13 protein-coding genes are annotated in these 16,836 nt (G+C 69.2%); 12 read left to right on the top strand and 1 reads right to left on the bottom strand.

The features are described 5' to 3' along the window. Positions 1-20 precede the first annotated feature (20 nt). Positions 21-308, bottom strand: coding sequence for a hypothetical protein (locus AB0399_RS32785; protein WP_329365169.1), 288 nt, complete (start codon positions 306-308; stop codon positions 21-23). 425 nt (positions 309-733) lie between these two features. Here AB0399_RS32785 and AB0399_RS32780 point away from each other — a divergent pair, with 425 nt between their 5' ends. From AB0399_RS32780 to AB0399_RS32725, 12 genes are all read left to right on the top strand, one after another. Beyond that, positions 734-2,554, top strand: coding sequence for an ABC transporter family substrate-binding protein (locus AB0399_RS32780; RefSeq protein ID WP_329365167.1), 1,821 nt, complete (start codon positions 734-736; stop codon positions 2,552-2,554). Between the two features lie 224 nt (positions 2,555-2,778). Beyond that, a complete protein-coding gene (gene typA, locus AB0399_RS32775) occupies positions 2,779-4,644 on the top strand; it encodes a translational GTPase TypA (protein ID WP_328468830.1) in 1,866 nt (621 codons plus the stop codon). A gap of 391 nt (positions 4,645-5,035) precedes the next feature. Beyond that, positions 5,036-6,670: an ABC transporter substrate-binding protein gene (locus AB0399_RS32770; RefSeq protein WP_366413787.1), complete on the top strand. Its 1,635-nt coding sequence runs from the start codon at positions 5,036-5,038 to the stop codon at positions 6,668-6,670. A 78-nt stretch (positions 6,671-6,748) separates the two neighbouring features. Further along, complete coding sequence (locus AB0399_RS32765) at positions 6,749-7,672, top strand: ABC transporter permease (RefSeq protein ID WP_329365162.1); 924 nt, start codon at positions 6,749-6,751, stop codon at positions 7,670-7,672. After that, a complete protein-coding gene (locus AB0399_RS32760) occupies positions 7,665-8,597 on the top strand; it encodes an ABC transporter permease (protein WP_366413786.1) in 933 nt (310 codons plus the stop codon). Before AB0399_RS32765 ends, AB0399_RS32760 begins: the two co-directional genes overlap by 8 nt. Before the next feature lie 11 nt (positions 8,598-8,608). Then, positions 8,609-9,634 carry an ABC transporter ATP-binding protein gene (locus tag AB0399_RS32755; RefSeq protein ID WP_329365158.1) on the top strand — a complete coding sequence of 342 codons (1,026 nt, stop codon included), beginning with the start codon at positions 8,609-8,611 and terminating at the stop codon, positions 9,632-9,634. A 64-nt stretch (positions 9,635-9,698) separates the two neighbouring features. Beyond that, complete coding sequence (locus AB0399_RS32750; RefSeq protein WP_329373952.1) at positions 9,699-10,730, top strand: dipeptide ABC transporter ATP-binding protein; 1,032 nt, start codon at positions 9,699-9,701, stop codon at positions 10,728-10,730. Positions 10,731-11,007: 277 nt separating this feature from the next. Then, entirely contained in the window at positions 11,008-12,648 is a 1,641-nt protein-coding gene (locus AB0399_RS32745; RefSeq protein ID WP_329365156.1) for an ABC transporter substrate-binding protein, read from the top strand. Positions 12,649-12,715: 67 nt separating this feature from the next. After that, positions 12,716-13,639 carry an ABC transporter permease gene (locus AB0399_RS32740; protein ID WP_329365154.1) on the top strand — a complete coding sequence of 308 codons (924 nt, stop codon included), beginning with the start codon at positions 12,716-12,718 and terminating at the stop codon, positions 13,637-13,639. Then, the gene (locus tag AB0399_RS32735) at positions 13,632-14,630 is read left to right on the top strand and encodes an ABC transporter permease (RefSeq protein ID WP_329365152.1); all 999 of its coding nucleotides are present in this window, start codon (positions 13,632-13,634) and stop codon (positions 14,628-14,630) included. The genes AB0399_RS32740 and AB0399_RS32735 overlap by 8 nt, the downstream gene beginning before the upstream one ends. Before the next feature lie 11 nt (positions 14,631-14,641). Beyond that, positions 14,642-15,712: an ABC transporter ATP-binding protein gene (locus AB0399_RS32730; protein WP_329365150.1), complete on the top strand. Its 1,071-nt coding sequence runs from the start codon at positions 14,642-14,644 to the stop codon at positions 15,710-15,712. Next, positions 15,681-16,766, top strand: a complete 1,086-nt coding sequence (locus AB0399_RS32725; protein WP_328468847.1) for a dipeptide ABC transporter ATP-binding protein — start codon at positions 15,681-15,683, stop codon at positions 16,764-16,766. Before AB0399_RS32730 ends, AB0399_RS32725 begins: the two co-directional genes overlap by 32 nt. The last annotated feature ends 70 nt before the right edge of the window (positions 16,767-16,836 follow it).

Genomic DNA, 16,836 nt, shown 5'->3' with positions numbered 1-16,836 from the left:
ACTCGCGGCCGGCGGCAGGGTCAGGGCGCGTGCCGGTAGGGAGAGCCGAGCCCCTCGTCCTCGGCGTCCGCCCACAGCCCGCGGTCGTACGGCGCGTCCGGGATCGAGACGATCTCCAGGGTGCGGCGGTCCGCGGCGGCGGGCACCGACTCCGTCAGCAGGGCCAGGCTGTCCCGCAGATGGTCCGCGGTCGCACGCACCCGGCGCATGTCCAGGGTGTCGCCGGCGTGCTCGTCCAGCCGCGCCACGCAGCGCATCAGGTCGTCCAGCCGCCGCTGGACCGAAGTCAGGTCGTCGTGCAGGGACATGGAGCGCCCTCGCCATCTGTCGCCGTGCGAAGTGGGGAAGCAGCGCTTGAGAGTGTCGCGTGTCACACCTGCTCTTGTGAAGACCGCTGCACCGACCGTGTGCGGCCCGGGGCGGGAGCCCGCCGGGCGGCCGGTGGCGCGGCCGACGGCGTGACAGGTGACGTGACAGGTGATGTGACAGGTGGTGCGACGGTGACGCGACCGGCGGTCGACCTGGTGCGTACGGCGGTCGGCGGCGGTTTCTGAGCCGTCCGGGTGGACCCCGGGCGCAGGTGCGTCGTGTCACGGGTCGAAAGGGGCACAGGTCTTCTTGCAGTGAGGGCCGGGCCCTCACTCTTCCCGTCCCCGTGCTTCAGGCCGATCGATGACGTCCCGGTCGTGCGCCCCAGAGCGGCGCCGGCCGGGTCGCGGAGGTGTCCGAGCCCATGAACCGCAGCGCGAAACCGACCGCCGTACCGCCGGCCGCCCCGGAACGGCGCCGTCGTGCCGTGTCGACCACGGCATGTGTCGCCCTGGCGCTGGCGGTCGGCGCCACCGCGCTGACCGCCTGCTCCTCGTCCGGGACCAAGGCGGCCGGCACCGCCGGCACCGATGTGGCCGCGGTCTCCCGCGCCGGGGTGCGCGACGGCGGCTCCCTCACCTGGGCCGTCGACGAGATGCCGAAGACCCTCAACGCCTTCCAGGCCGACGCGGACGCCGGCACCGCCACCGTCACCGGCGCGACGCTGCCGGCGATGTTCCGGCTGGACGCCCACGGCGCCCCCCGGCTCGACCGGGACTACGTGACCGCGGCGAAGGTCACCGCCCAGGACCCGCGCCAGGTCGTCACCTACGACCTCAACCCGAAGGCGAAGTGGAGCGACGGCCGGGCGATCGGCGCGGACGACTTCACCTCGCAGTGGAAGGCGCTCGGCGGCAAGAACACCTCGTTCTGGACCGCCCGCAACGCCGGCTACGACCGGATCTCGGCGATCGCCCCCGGCGCCGGCGCCCACCAGGTCAAGGTCACCTTCGCCACTCCCTACGCGGACTGGCGCTCGCTCTTCGCGCCGCTGTACCCGAAGACGGTGACCGGCAGCGCGGACTCCTTCAACGACGGGGTGCGCACCGCGCTGGCGGTGTCCGCCGGCCCGTTCACGGTCAAAGCGGAGGACGCCAAGGCCGGCACCGTCACCCTCGCCCGCAACACCCGCTGGTGGGGTGGCCGGGCCAAGCTCGACCAGATCGTGCTGACCGCGACGCCGCGCGACAAGCGCCCGGCGGAGCTGGCCGCGGGCAAGCTGGACGTGGCCGAGATCGACCCGGGCGAGCTGAAGGCGGCCAAGGGCACCAAGGGCGTCGGGGTGCGCACCGCCCCGGACGACGCGTACGCGCAGCTCGCGCTCAACGGCAGCTCCGGTCCGCTCGCGGACGAGCGTGTCCGGCACGCGGTGGCCCGCGCGATCGACCGGAAGAAGATCGCCGCGACCGTGCTCAAGCCGCTCGGACTGCCCGCGGAGCCGCTCGGCAACCACCTGGTGCTGCCCTCGCAGGCCGGGTACAGCGACCACAGCTCGGCGCTGGGCACCGCGGACGCCCAGCAGGCCGCGGCGCTGCTGGCCGACGCGGGCTGGCAGCGGCCGGCCGCCGGCAAGACCGGTGACAAGGCCGCCGGGCCGGCCGCCGGCTCGGGCCGTACCTCCGCGTCCGGGGCGCTGACCGTGGTGGAGCCGGCGCGGGCGGTGACGAAGGACGGCAAGGGGCTGACCATGCGGTTCGTCCTGCCGGCCGACTCGCCGACGCTCGACGACGTGGGCGGGCAGATCGCCCGGATGCTGTCGCAGATCGGCATCCGCACGGAGATCAGCAAGGTGGACGACGACAGCTTCTTCCAGGACCACATCGCGTCCGGGGACTTCGACCTGGCGCTGTACTCCTGGCCCGGCACCGCCTTCCCGGCCACCGATGACACGCCGATCTTCGCCAAGCCGGTGCCCGCGCCCGACGGGTCGCTCGCCGTCGCCGAGAACTACACGCGGGTCGGCACCGACCAGATCGACCAGCTCATGGCCCGGGCCGGCTCCGAGCTCGACTCCGGGCAGGCCCGCAGCCTCACGAACCAGGCGGACGAGCGGATCTGGGCGGCGGCCGCGTCGATCCCGCTCTACCAGCGCCCCGAGGTGGTCGCGCTCAGGACGAACGTGGCGAACGCCGGGGCCTTCGGGTTCCAGACCCCCAGCTACCAGAACATCGGGTTCCGGAAGTAGCGGCTACGGCGCCCCGGCCCTCCGGGGTGCCCGTCCCGTTCCCGGTGCCCGTCGACGACCGCGGCTCCCTCCGATCCCGCCCCGGAGGGAGCCGCGGTCGTCAACGCACCGCGTAGCTCCCCGTACCATGGGGTGAGGCCGTGGCGTGACCCTGCCCGGCGGGCGATTCGCGTCGAAGGAGAAGGCGCGACGCCATCCACGATTCCGGGAGAAGCGCCGCATTCATGTCCACGCGCCACGACATCCGTAACGTCGCCATCGTCGCCCACGTCGACCACGGGAAGACGACCCTGGTGGACGCCATGCTGAAGCAGGCCGGGGCGTTCGCCGCGCACCAGCATCTGGACGACCGGATGATGGACTCCAACGACCTGGAGCGCGAGAAGGGCATCACCATTCTCGCGAAGAACACCGCCGTCCGGTACCACCCGAAGGACGGTGGCGACCCGGTCACGATCAACATCATCGACACCCCCGGCCACGCCGACTTCGGCGGTGAGGTCGAGCGCGGCCTGTCCATGGTGGACGCGGTGGTGCTGCTGGTGGACGCCTCCGAGGGCCCGCTGCCGCAGACCCGCTTCGTGCTGCGCAAGGCGCTGTCCGCCCGGCTGCCGGTGATCCTGTGCATCAACAAGACCGACCGCCCCGACTCCCGGATCGACGAGGTCGTCAACGAGACGTACGACCTGTTCCTGGACCTGGACGCGGACGAGGACCAGATCGAGTTCCCGATCGTCTACGCCTGCGCGCGGGACGGCATCGCCTCGCTCACCAAGCCGGACAACGGCACGGTGCCGGCCGACAGCGACAGCCTGGAGCCGTTCTTCTCCACCATCCTGTCCACCGTCCCCGCGCCGACCTACGACGAGCAGGCGCCGCTCCAGGCGCACGTCACCAACCTCGACGCGGACAACTTCCTCGGCCGTATCGCGCTGCTGCGGGTCGAGGAGGGGCACCTGAAGAAGGGTCAGACGGTCGCGTGGATCAAGCGCGACGGCACCATCTCCAACGTGCGCATCACCGAGCTGATGATGACCGAGGCGCTGACCCGCAAGCCCGCGGAGTCCGCCGGTCCCGGTGACATCTGCGCGGTGGCCGGCATCCCGGACATCATGATCGGCGAGACGCTGGCCGACCCGGAGAACCCGATCGCGCTGCCGTTGATCACGGTGGACGAGCCGGCCATCTCGATGACGATCGGCACCAACACCTCGCCGCTGGTCGGCAAGGGCGGCAAGGGCCACAAGGTGACCGCGCGCCTGGTGAAGGACCGGCTGGAGCGCGAGCTGGTCGGCAACGTGTCGCTGCGGGTGCTGCCGACCGAGCGCCCGGACACCTGGGAGGTGCAGGGCCGCGGCGAGCTGGCGCTGGCGATCCTGGTGGAGACGATGCGCCGGGAGGGCTTCGAGCTGACCGTCGGCAAGCCCGAGGTGGTCACCCGGGAGATCAACGGCAAGGTGCACGAGCCGATCGAGCGGATGACCATCGACTCGCCGGAGGAGCACCTGGGCGCGATCACCCAGCTGATGGCCTCCCGCAAGGGCCGGATGGAGACCATGACCAACCACGGGTCGGGCTGGATTCGGATGGAGTGGATCGTGCCGTCCCGCGGCCTGATCGGATTCCGGACAGAGTTCCTCACCCAGACCCGCGGCACGGGCATCGCGCACTCCATCTTCGAGGGCCACGAGCCGTGGTTCGGCGAGCTGCGCACCCGCAACAACGGCTCGCTCGTCGCGGACCGGGCCGGCGTCGTGACGCCGTTCGCGATGACCAACCTCCAGGAGCGCGGCGTGCTGTTCTGCGAGCCGACCACGGAGGTCTACGAGGGCATGATCGTCGGTGAGAACTCGCGCTCCGACGACATGGACGTGAACATCACCAAGGAGAAGAAGCTCACCAACATGCGGTCTTCCACCGCGGACGTCACCGAGTCGATCGTGCCGCCGCGGAAGCTGTCGCTGGAGCAGTCGCTGGAGTTCTGCCGCGACGACGAGTGCATCGAGGTCACTCCGGAGACGGTCCGCATCCGCAAGGTCGTCCTCGACCAGAAGGAGCGCGGCCGCGCGGCCGCTCGCGCCAAGCGCTAGATCTGTCACCGAAGGGGCGCTGGGAGTCACGTCCAGCGCCCCTTCGGCATGACCTGCGCCGTTTGTTCGCCGTCCGTTTATCGGACACAAGTGGTCGTTAGTTAGATCACATTTCCGATTTGTGCGTGTCTGTATACGTTCCGGATTGTCCGGATTTCAGGACGGTGTAGGCGCGGCCTCGTGACCTGGGCGTGATCACGGCTGCACGGCAGCCCTCTTCCGTAGCGGATAGTGGATCAGGTTGAGCTCGGGTCAATGGGTCACGCGCAGCCACTGCCGCGCCGACTCACGAGCACAGAAGGTCGCAGTCGCTGTCAGGGGTGTCAGGGGGCGCTCGGCCTTCTCACACATCGACACATGTATCGACAGTGACTCCTGAGGAGGCATACCCATGCGCGGTGCCAAGAGCGCCAAGTGGGTCGTAGGAGCGGCGGTAGTCGCGCTGGCCGCGACCGCCTGCGGTTCCGGAAGCTCGGACAAGGCCGGCGGCTCGAACGACGGGATCGTCAGGGCCTGGTGGGGTGACCCCCAGAACCCGCTCGAGCCCGCGAACACCAACGAGGTGCAGGGCGGCAAGGTCCTGGACATGATCTTCATGGACCTCAAGGAGTACGACCCGAAGACCGGCAAGGCCAACCTCGAGGCGGCCCAGTCGATCGACACGACCGACCAGCAGAACTTCACCATCAAGCTCAAGCCGGGTCTGAAGTTCTCCGACGGCACCCCGGTCACCGCCAGCTCCTTCGTGGACGCGTGGAACTACGGCGCGCTGCTCACCAACAAGCAGCTCAACGCGTACTTCTTCGAGGACATCGAGGGCTACGACAAGGTGCACCCGGGCAGCGGCGCGCCGACGGCGAAGACCATGTCCGGCCTGAAGGTCGTGGACAGCAGCACCTTCACCGTCAAGCTCACCCAGAAGTTCTCCACCTGGCCGGACCGGCTCGGCTACAAGGCGTTCGCGCCGCTGCCGAAGTCGTTCTTCACCGACCACGCCGGCTACCTCAACAAGCCGGTCGGCGACGGCCCGTACAAGGTCGAGTCCTACACCAAGGGCTCCAGCATGAAGCTGGTCCCGAACCCGTACTACACCGGGCCGAGCAAGCCGAAGAACAAGGGCGTGCTGCTCAAGGTCTACACCGACTCCAACACCGCCTACGCCGACCTGCAGGCCGGCAACCTGGACGTGCTGGACGACATCCCGGCCGAGCAGCTCACGCACGCCAAGTCCGACCTGGACGGCCGCTACCTCAACCAGCCGGCCGGCATCATCCAGACCGTGTCGTTCCCGCTGAACCAGAAGGCGTGGAACGCGCCCGGCATGGACAAGGTCCGGCTCGGCCTGTCGATGGCGATCGACCGCAAGACCATCACCCAGAAGATCTTCCAGGGCACCCGCACCCCGGCTGGCGACCTCACCTCGCCGGTGCTGGGCGCGGCCGGCGGCTACAGCGCCACCATCGCGGGCGACGCGGTGACGTACAACCCGGCCAAGGCGCGCGAGCTGATCAAGGCGGGCGGCGGCATCCCCGGCGGCCACATGACGATCGGCTACAACGCCGACTCCGGCTCCCACAAGCAGTGGGTGGACGCGGTCTGCAACAGCATCAACAACGTGCTGGGCGACAACAAGGCGTGCGTGGGTGCCCCCACCGGCACCTTCGCCGACTTCCGGAACCAGATCACCAAGGGCCAGATGACCAACCCGTTCCGGTCGGGCTGGCAGATGGACTACCCGCTGATCGACGACTTCCTGACGCCGCTGTACGCGACCGGTGGCAGCTCGAACGACTCGCACTACAGCAACCCGAAGTTCGACGCGCTGATCAAGCAGGCGAACGCCGAGCCGGACACCACCAAGGCGACCGAGCTCTACCAGCAGGCCGAGAAGCTGCTCTTCACGGACATGCCGGTGATCCCGCTCTGGTACCAGAACGGCGAGGCGGGCTGGTCCAAGCGCGTGTCCAACGTGACCGAGAACGCGTTCAGCTACCCCGTCTACACGGACATCACGGTCAACAGCTGACCTGATGCCGTGCCGCGCCCGCCCCGGCGACCCCGGGGCGGGCGCGCACCACCGTCTGGTCCGATCCATGGAGGACACATGGGGCGCTACGTCATCAGGCGACTGCTCCAGATGGTGCCGGTCTTCATCGGCACGACGTTTCTGATCTTCGTCATGGTCTACGCCCTCGGCGACCCCGTGGCGGCCATGTTCGGCGACAAAGCGCCCGACCCGGCCACCGCGGCGCAGATCAGGCACGCGATGTACCTGGACCACTCACTACCGGCCCAGTACATCCACTACATGAAGCAGATCTTCACCGGTGACTTCGGCACCTCGGCCAGCGGCCAGCCGGTCACCGAGCTGATGGGTACCGCCTTCCCGGTCACCATCCGGCTGACCCTGGTCGCCTTCGCGATCGAGGCGGTGGTCGGTGTCGGCCTGGGCCTCGTCGCGGGCCTGCGGCGCGGCCGGTTCGCCGACTCCGGCGTGCTGGCGTTCACCCTGGTCGTGGTGGCGGTCCCCACCTTCGTGACCGGCTACCTGCTCCAGTACTTCTTCGGTGTGAAGTGGCACGTGGCCAACCCCGCGGTCGCCGAGGGCGCCCCGATCGGCGACCTGATCATGCCGGGCCTGGTGCTGGCCGGCGTCTCGCTGGCGTACGTGGCCCGGCTGACCCGCACCTCGGTCGCGGAGAACTCCCGCGCCGACTACCTGCGTACCGCGGTCGCCAAGGGCCTGCCCCGGCGGCGCGTGGTCACCGTGCACCTGTTGCGCAACTCGCTGATACCCGTGGTCACCTTCCTCGGTACCGACCTCGGCGCCCTGATGGGCGGCGCGGTGGTCACCGAGCGGATCTTCAACATCCACGGCGTCGGCTACCAGCTCTACCAGGGCATCCTGCGGCAGAACCCACCGACGGTGGTCGGCTTCGTCACCATCCTGGTGATCGTCTTCCTCGCCGCCAACCTGCTCGTCGACCTGCTCTACGCGGTCCTGGACCCGAGGATTCGGTATGTCTGAGATGACCGACAGCCACTCGGTGGTCAACGGCGTCGCCACCACCCCCCAGCAGCCCTCCGATCAGGGCAAGGAGCGCGAGAAGGCCCGCAGCCTGCGGTCCGACGCGTTGCACGACCTCAGCCGCAAGCCGATGTTCTACATATCGGGCCTGCTGATCCTCTTCCTGATCTTCATCTCGCTGTGGCCGGGCGTGCTCGCGAGCGGCAACCCGCTCTCCTGCGACCTGGCCAAGTCCCAGATGGGGGCCAGCTCCGGGCACCCGTTCGGCTTCGACACCCAGGGCTGCGACGTCTACACCCGCACGGTGTACGGCGCCCGCGCGTCGGTGTCGGTCGGCATCTTCTCCACCCTCGGGGTGGCGGTGCTCGGCTCGCTGCTCGGCGGCCTCGCCGGGTTCTTCGGCGGCTGGTGGGACGCGATCCTCTCCCGGATCAGCGACGTCTTCTTCGGCATCCCGATCCTGCTCGGCGGCGTGGTGTTCCTCTCCGTGGTCAAGGGCGGCACCGTCACCACCGTGTCGATCTTCATCGTGCTGCTGGGCTGGCCGCAGATCGCGCGTATCGCCCGCGGCGCGGTGATCACCGCCAAGCAGCAGGACTACGTGCAGGCCGCCCGCGCGCTCGGCGCGAGCAACACCCGGATGCTGCTGCGGCACATCGCGCCCAACGCGCTCGCCCCGATCATCGTGGTGGCCACCATCGCGCTGGGCACGTTCATCTCGCTGGAGGCGACGCTGTCCTTCCTCGGCGTGGGCCTCAAGCCGCCGGCCGTCTCGTGGGGCATCGACATCTCCCAGGCGTCCAGCGAGATCCGCAACGCGCCGCACATGCTGCTGTGGCCGGCGGGCGCGCTCAGCATCACCGTGCTGGCGTTCATCATGCTCGGCGACGCGGTCCGCGACGCCCTCGACCCCAAGCTGCGCTAGGAGGCGTCACGTTGACTGTCACCGACGAGAGGGCGGGCGCCGCGGCGCCCGCGTCCACCACTCCGCTGCTGGAAGTACGCGACCTGCACGTGGAGTTCCACACCCGTGACGGGGTGGCCCGCGCCGTCAACGGCGTCGACTACTCGGTGAACGCCGGTGAGACGCTGGCGGTGCTCGGCGAGTCCGGCTCCGGCAAGTCGGTCACCGCGCAGACCGTCATGGGCATCCTCGACATGCCGCCCGGCCGGATCACGCACGGCGAGATCCTCTTCCAGGGCCAGGACATGCTGAAGATGTCCGCCGAGCAGCGCCGCCGGATACGCGGCCGGAAGATCGCGATGATCTTCCAGGACGCGCTGTCCTCGCTCAACCCGGTGCTCAGCGTGGGCTACCAGCTCGGCGAGATGTTCCGGGTGCACCAGGGGATGTCCCGCAAGCAGGCCAGGGCCAAGGCGATCGAGCTGATGGACCGGGTGCGCATCCCAGCCGCGAAGGACCGGATCGGCGACTACCCGCACCAGTTCTCCGGCGGTATGCGCCAGCGGATCATGATCGCGATGGCGCTGGCCCTGGAGCCGGACCTGATCATCGCGGACGAGCCGACCACGGCGCTGGACGTCACGGTGCAGGCGCAGGTGATGGACCTGCTCGCGGAGCTCCAGCGCGAGTACAACATGGGCCTGATCCTGATCACCCACGACCTCGGGGTGGTCGCGGACGTCGCCGACAAGATCGCGGTGATGTACGCCGGGCGGATCGTGGAGAGCTCGCCGGTGCACGACATCTACGGCGCGCCCGCGCATCCGTACACCAAGGGCCTGCTCCAGTCGATCCCGCGGCTGGACCAGAAGGGCCAGGAGCTGTACGCGATCAAGGGCCTGCCGCCCAACCTGACCCGTATCCCCGGTGGCTGCGCGTTCCACCCGCGCTGCCCGATCGCGCAGGACGTGTGCCGTACCGAGGTGCCGACGCTGCACACCGTCGGCGCCGAGCGGGGCAGCGCCTGCCACTTCTGGAAGGAGACGATCGGTGACTGAGCCCACTTCCCGTGAGCGCGCCTCTCGTGCGCCCGCCGCCGGCGAGCCCGCCGTCCGCGAGCCCATCCTCCGGGTCCGCAACCTGGTCAAGCACTTCCCGCTGACGCAGGGCATCCTCTTCAAGAAGGAGATCGGCGCGGTCAAGGCCGTCGACGGCATCTCCTTCGACCTGTACGCGGGGGAGACGCTCGGCATCGTCGGCGAGTCCGGCTGCGGCAAGTCCACCGTGGCCAAGCTGCTGATGAACCTGGAGCGGGCCACCTCCGGCGAGGTGTTCTACAAGGGCGAGGACATCACCCGGCTCTCGGGCCGGGCGCTGAAGGCGGTGCGCCGCAACATCCAGATGGTCTTCCAGGACCCCTACACCTCGCTGAACCCGCGGATGACGGTCGGCGACATCATCGGCGAGCCCTTCGACATCCACCCCGAGGTGGCCCCGAAGGGCGACCGCCGGGCCCGGGTGCGCGAGCTGCTGGACGTGGTCGGGCTCAACCCCGAGTACATCAACCGCTACCCGCACCAGTTCTCCGGCGGCCAGCGGCAGCGGATCGGCATTGCCCGCGGCCTGGCCCTCAACCCGGAGATCATCATCTGCGACGAGCCGGTCTCCGCGCTGGACGTCTCGGTGCAGGCGCAGGTGATCAACCTGATGGCGAAGCTGCAGGACGAGTTCGGCCTGTCCTACATCTTCATCGCGCACGACCTGTCGATCGTGCGGCACATCTCCGACCGGGTCGGCGTGATGTACCTGGGGCGGATGGCGGAGATCGGCACCGACACCGAGATCTACGAGCACCCGACCCACCCCTACACGCAGGCGCTGCTGTCCGCGGTGCCGGTGCCGGACCCGAAGGCGCGCGAGCACCGGGAGCGGATCATCCTCTCCGGCGACGTGCCCTCGCCCGCCAACCCGCCGTCCGGCTGCCGGTTCCGCACCCGCTGCTGGAAGGCGGAGGAGCGGTGCGCGCAGGAGACGCCGCTGCTCGCGGTGCCGGAGGTCTTCGCCGGCTCCGACAGCCCGGCCGCGCACGAGTCGGCGTGCCACTTCGCGGCGGAGAAGGACGTGGTCGGCAGCGCGTCCGCCGACGCCGCCTGACGCACCGTCGCACACAGCCGGCGCCGGCCCGCTGCGCGAGCCGCCGCCGTATAACACCCGGGAGCGCCCCGGTCCGCCTTGCCGCGGGCCGGGGCGCTTCGGCGTGCACGGGTTCCGCGACCGCCCGGGCGCGGCCAACCGGGTGAACTTCCGCCGCCCGGCCACCTCCTGACCCGCACTTTGGGCCCACGACACGGGAGCGAAGAAGTGCGGTCGTGTCCGTATTGGGGTGTCATGAGTACTCACATGCCATTTGTGACCCATGAGGAGGCGTTCGATGCGCGGAGCCACACGCGTGAGGTGTGCGGTGGGCGTGCTGGCGGTCGCGCTGGCCGCCACGGCCTGCGGCGGCGGAAGCAGCGGCGGCAGCAGCGGCGGTAGCAGCAACGGGATCGTCCGCGCCTCCTGGGGAGACCCGCAGAACCCGCTGGAGCCGGCCGACACCAATGAGGTGCAGGGCGGCAAGGTGCTCGACATGGTCTTCCGCGGCCTGAAGAAGTACAACCCGAAGACGGCGAAGGCCGAGAACCTGATCGCCTCGTCGATCACCAGCACCGACGCGCAGAACTTCGACATCAAGATCAAGCCGGGCTTCAAGTTCTCCGACGGCACCCCGGTCACCGCCGACTCCTTCATCAACGCCTGGAACTACGGCGCGCTGCTGAAGAACGCCCAGCTCAACGCCTTCTTCTTCGAGCAGATCGACGGCTACGACAAGGTGCACCCGGACGCCGCCGGCGCCACGGCCACCGCCACCAAGCTCTCGGGTCTGACGAAGGTGTCGAACACCGAGTTCAAGGTGAAGCTCAACCAGAAGTTCTCGCTGTGGCCGGACACCCTCGGCTACGCGGCGTTCTACCCGCTGCCGCAGTCGTTCTTCACCAACCACGCGGCCTGGCTGAAGAAGCCGATCGGCGACGGGCCGTACCTGATCCAGAACTACACCAAGGGCACCCAGATGTCCCTGCGCAAGTGGGACGGGTACACCGGGCCGGACGCGGCCGTGAACAAGGGCGTCGACCTGCGGGTCTACACCGACAACAACACCGCGTACACCGACCTGCAGGCCGGCAACATCGACCTGGTCGACGACATCCCGGCCTCGCAGCTGAAGAACGTCAAGTCCGACCTCGGCAGCCGCTACATCAACGAGCCGGCCGGCATCATCCAGACCATCGCCTTCCCGCTGTACAGCAACCGCTGGTCGTCGGCGAAGTCCGCGATGGTCCGGCAGGGCCTGTCGATGGCGATCAACCGCAAGCAGATCACCCAGCAGATCTTCCAGAACACCCGCACCCCCGCCACCGACTGGACCTCGCCGGTGCTCGGCAGCGCGGGCGGCTACAAGGCCGGGCTGTGCGGCCAGGAGTGCACCTACGACCCCGCCAAGGCCAAGCAGCTGATCGCGCAGGGCGGCGGCCTGCCGGGCGGGAAGATCACCATCGGCTACAACGCCGACACCGGCTCGCACAAGGAGTGGGTGGACGCGGTCTGCAACAGCATCAACAACGTGCTGGGCAACAACAAGGCGTGCGTGGGCGAGCCCACCGGCACCTTCGCCGACTTCCGGAACAAGATCACCAACAAGCAGATGACCAACCCGTTCCGGTCCGGCTGGCAGATGGACTACCCGCTGATCCAGGACTTCCTGCAGCCGCTGTACTTCACCAACGCCTCGTCGAACGACTCGCACTACAGCAACCCGCAGTTCGACAAGCTGGTCAACCAGGCGAACGCCGACAGCGACACCGGCAAGGCGATCAGCACCTTCCAGGACGCGGAGAAGCTGCTGGTCAAGGACATGCCGGCGATCCCGCTGTGGTACCAGAACGGCAGCGCGGGCTACTCCTCGAACCTGAGCAACGTCCTCCTCAACCCGTTCAGCGTCCCGGTCTACAACGAGATCAAGGTCAAGTGAGACCGGCCGGAGGCCGCACCGGGTCGCCCCGGTGCGGCCTCCGCCCACTCCCCGTGCAGGAGGCCCCATGGGACGCTATGTGATCCGGCGGCTGCTCCAGATGATCCCGGTGTTCATCGGCAGCACGTTCCTGATCTTCTTCATGGTCTACGCGCTCGGCGACCCGGTCGCCGCGCTCTTCGGCGAAAGGGCACCCGACCCGGCCACCGCGGCCCAGATCCGGCACGACCTGTACCTCGACCACTCGCTGGGCGCCCAGTACCTGCACTACATGAAGAACATCTTCAGCGGGAACTTCGGCACCGCCTTCAACGGCCAGTCGGTGACCTCGCTGATGGGCAGCGCCTTCCCGATCACCATCCGGCTGACCATCGTGGCCATCATCTTCGAGATCATCATCGGCATCGCCCTCGGCGTGATCACCGGCATGCGGCGAGGCAAGCCGGTCGACACCGGGGTGCTGCTGCTGACCCTGGTGGTCATCTCGGTGCCGACCTTCGTCACCGGCTATGTGCTCCAGTACATCTTCGGCGTGGAGCTGAAGTGGACCAGCCCCTCGGTGTCGCCGAGCGCGCCGTTCAACGAACTGATCCTGCCCGGCCTGGTGCTGGCCCTGGTCTCGCTCGCCTACGTCACCCGGCTGACCCGCACCTCCATCGCCGAGAACACCCGCGCCGACTACGTGCGCACCGCCGTCGCCAAGGGCCTGCCCCGGCGCCGGGTGATCATCCGGCACCTGCTGCGCAACTCGCTGATCCCGGTGGTGACCTTCATCGGCACCGACATCGGCGCCCTGATGGGCGGCGCGATCGTCACCGAGCGGATCTTCAACATCCACGGTGTCGGCTACCAGCTCTACCAGGGCATCCTGCGCAACAACGCGCCGACGGTGGTCGGCTTCGTCACCATCCTGGTGCTGGTCTTCCTGCTGGCCAACCTGCTTGTCGACCTGCTCTACGCGGTCCTGGACCCGAGGATTCGCTATGCCTGAACCGATCGACCCGAACGAAGCGGTCGACCCCAACCAGGCCATCGCGCCGACCAGCGGCTTCGGCGGCGGTATGGACCTGGCCGCCACCGACGCGGAGACCCTGGAGAAGCCGCCGGGGGAGGGCCAGGAGGGCGGCCCGGCCGCCAAGCCCCGCAGCCTGTGGTCCGACGCCTGGCGCGACCTGCGGCGCAACCCGATCTTCATCATCTCCGCGCTGATCATCCTCTTCCTGATCTTCATCTCGATCTGGCCCGGCACCATCGCCACCCAGGACCCGCTGAAGGCCAACCTGGCCAGGGCGCAGGAGGGTTCGTCCCCCGGGCACCCGTTCGGCTTCGACAACCAGGGCCGCGACGTCTACACCCGGGTGGTGTACGGGGCCAGGGCGTCGGTCACCGTCGGCGTGTGCGCCACCGCCGGCGTGGTCATCCTCGGCAGCGTGCTCGGCGGCCTCGCCGGGTTCTTCGGCGGCTGGTGGGACGCGGTGCTCTCCCGGATCAGCGACGTGTTCTTCGGCATCCCGGTCGTGCTGGGCGGCCTGGTCTTCCTGTCGGTGGTCACCAACTCCACGGTGTGGCCGGTGGTCGGGTTCATGGTGCTGCTGGGCTGGCCGCAGATCGCGCGTATCGCCCGCGGCTCGGTGATCACCGCCCGGCAGAACGACTACGTGCAGGCCGCCCGCGCGCTCGGCGCCGGCAACTCCCGGATGCTGGTACGCCATATCGCGCCCAACGCGGTCGCCCCGGTGATCGTGGTCGGCACCATCGCGCTGGGCACGTACATCGCGCTGGAGGCGACCTTGTCCTACCTCGGGGTGGGCCTGAAACCGCCCACCGTCTCGTGGGGCATCGACATCTCCGACGCGTCCAACGAGATCCGCAACGCGCCGCACATGCTGCTGTGGCCGGCCGGCGCGCTGAGCCTGACGGTGCTGGCGTTCATCATGCTCGGCGACGCGGTCCGCGACGCCCTCGACCCCAAGCTGCGCTAGGAGGCGTCGCGATGCCAACAGGTGGCACAGGAGCCACGGACGCGGCGGTGGTGGCGCCCGGGCGGCCGCCCGGCGACGGCGGCCCGCTGCTCGACGTACGCGACCTGCACGTGGAGTTCCGGACCAGGGAGGGCACCGCGAAGGCGGTCAACGGCGTGGACTACTCGGTGAACGCCGGGGAGACGCTGGCGGTGCTCGGCGAGTCCGGCTCGGGCAAGTCGGTCACCGCGCAGGCGATCATGGGCATCCTCGACACGCCGCCCGGCTTCATCACCAGCGGCGAGGTGGTCTTCCAGGGCCGGGACCTGCTCAAGCTCGGCACCGAGGAGCGGCGCCGGGTCCGCGGCGCGAAGATGGCGATGATCTTCCAGGACGCGCTGTCCTCGCTCAACCCGGTGCTCAGCGTCGGCGAGCAGCTCGGCGAGATGTTCCGGGTGCACCACAAGGCGTCCCGCAAGGACGCCCGCGCCAAGGCGATCGAGCTGATGGAGCGGGTCCGCATCCCGGCCGCCCGCGAGCGCGTCAAGCAGTACCCGCACCAGTTCTCCGGCGGTATGCGGCAGCGCGTGATGATCGCGATGGCGCTGGCCCTGGAGCCGGACCTGATCATCGCGGACGAGCCGACCACGGCGCTGGACGTGACGGTGCAGGCGCAGGTGATGGACCTGCTCGCGGATCTGCAGCGCGAGTACAACATGGGCCTGATCCTGATCACCCACGACCTGGGGGTGGTCGCGGACGTCGCCGACAAGATCGCGGTGATGTACGCCGGGCGGATCGTGGAGACCTCGCCGGTCCACGACATCTACCGGGCACCGGCCCACCCGTACACCAAGGGCCTGCTCGACTCGATCCCGCGGCTGGACCAGAAGGGCCGCGAGCTGTACGCGATCAAGGGCCTGCCGCCCAATCTGCTGCACATCCCGCCCGGTTGCGCCTTCAACCCGCGCTGCCCGCGCGCGCAGGCCGTGTGCCGCACCGACGTGCCCCCGCTGTACCGGGTCGACCAGGACCGGGCGAGCGCCTGCCACTTCTGGAAGGAGACCCTGGATGACGACAGCCTCCCGTCCGCAGACGCCTGAGCGGCCCGTGCCGCCCGACCCCTCCGGGCGCGAGCCGATCCTGACCGTCCGGGGCCTGGTCAAGCACTTCCCGCTGACCCGCGGCATCCTCTTCAAGAAGCAGATCGGCGCCGTCCAGGCCGTCGACGGCGTCAACTTCGACCTGTACGCGGGGGAGACGCTCGGCATCGTCGGCGAGTCCGGCTGCGGCAAGTCCACCGTGGCCAAGCTGCTGATGAACCTGGAGGAGCCCACCGCGGGCGAGATCGTCTTCAAGGGCGAGGACATCACCAAGCTGTCCGGGCGGGCACTGAAGGCGGTGCGCCGCAACATCCAGATGGTCTTCCAGGACCCCTACACCTCGCTGAACCCGCGGATGACGGTCGGCGACATCATCGGCGAGCCCTTCGACATCCACCCCGAGGTGGCCCCGAAGGGGGACCGGCGGCGCCGGGTGCAGGAACTGCTGGACGTGGTCGGGCTCAACCCCGAGTACATCAACCGCTACCCGCACCAGTTCTCCGGCGGCCAGCGGCAGCGGATCGGCATCGCCCGCGGCCTGGCGCTGCGCCCCGAGATCATCGTGGCCGACGAACCGGTCTCCGCGCTGGACGTCTCGGTGCAGGCGCAGGTGGTCAACCTGATGGAGCGGCTGCAGGACGAGTTCCAGCTGTCGTACATGTTCATCGCGCACGACCTGTCGATCGTGCGGCACATCGCCGACCGGGTCGGCGTGATGTACCTCGGCAAGATCGTGGAGATCGGCTCGGACGAGCAGATCTACGAGCACCCGACCCACCCGTACACGCAGGCGCTGCTCTCGGCGGTGCCGGTGCCCGACCCGGAGGCGCGCGAGCACCGGGAGCGGATCATCCTGGCCGGCGACGTGCCCTCGCCCGCCAACCCGCCGTCCGGCTGCCGGTTCCGCACCCGCTGCTGGAAGGCCCAGGAGATCTGTGCCGAGAAGGAGCCGCCGCTGGCGGTGCCGGAGGTCTTCCGCGGCACCGCGGGCCCGGCCGAGCACCCCTCGGCGTGCCACTTCGCCGAGGAGAAGCAGATCGTCCCGCCGGAGTGAGAGCCACCCGTGCGGTGCCGAACGCCAGGGCCGTGTCCGGGATTCCCCGCAGGGAGTCGGGACACGGCCC

This window comes from Streptomyces sp. NPDC088194 (assembly GCF_040702025.1).
GTDB lineage: Bacteria > Actinomycetota > Actinomycetes > Streptomycetales > Streptomycetaceae > Actinacidiphila.
This window is presented reverse-complemented; position numbering and strand designations above follow the sequence as displayed.

What these genes read in the sequence shown, in the direction of transcription:
- AB0399_RS32785 (WP_329365169.1), bottom strand. Translation starts at nt 308, where the DNA reads ATGTCCCTGCACGACGACCTGACTTCGGTCCAGCGGCGGCTGGACGAC.
- AB0399_RS32780 (WP_329365167.1), top strand. Translation starts at nt 734, where the DNA reads ATGAACCGCAGCGCGAAACCGACCGCCGTACCGCCGGCCGCCCCGGAA.
- typA (WP_328468830.1), top strand. Translation starts at nt 2,779, where the DNA reads ATGTCCACGCGCCACGACATCCGTAACGTCGCCATCGTCGCCCACGTC.
- AB0399_RS32770 (WP_366413787.1), top strand. Translation starts at nt 5,036, where the DNA reads ATGCGCGGTGCCAAGAGCGCCAAGTGGGTCGTAGGAGCGGCGGTAGTC.
- AB0399_RS32765 (WP_329365162.1), top strand. Translation starts at nt 6,749, where the DNA reads ATGGGGCGCTACGTCATCAGGCGACTGCTCCAGATGGTGCCGGTCTTC.
- AB0399_RS32760 (WP_366413786.1), top strand. Translation starts at nt 7,665, where the DNA reads ATGTCTGAGATGACCGACAGCCACTCGGTGGTCAACGGCGTCGCCACC.
- AB0399_RS32745 (WP_329365156.1), top strand. Translation starts at nt 11,008, where the DNA reads ATGCGCGGAGCCACACGCGTGAGGTGTGCGGTGGGCGTGCTGGCGGTC.
- AB0399_RS32740 (WP_329365154.1), top strand. Translation starts at nt 12,716, where the DNA reads ATGGGACGCTATGTGATCCGGCGGCTGCTCCAGATGATCCCGGTGTTC.
- AB0399_RS32735 (WP_329365152.1), top strand. Translation starts at nt 13,632, where the DNA reads ATGCCTGAACCGATCGACCCGAACGAAGCGGTCGACCCCAACCAGGCC.
- AB0399_RS32730 (WP_329365150.1), top strand. Translation starts at nt 14,642, where the DNA reads ATGCCAACAGGTGGCACAGGAGCCACGGACGCGGCGGTGGTGGCGCCC.
- AB0399_RS32725 (WP_328468847.1), top strand. Translation starts at nt 15,681, where the DNA reads ATGACGACAGCCTCCCGTCCGCAGACGCCTGAGCGGCCCGTGCCGCCC.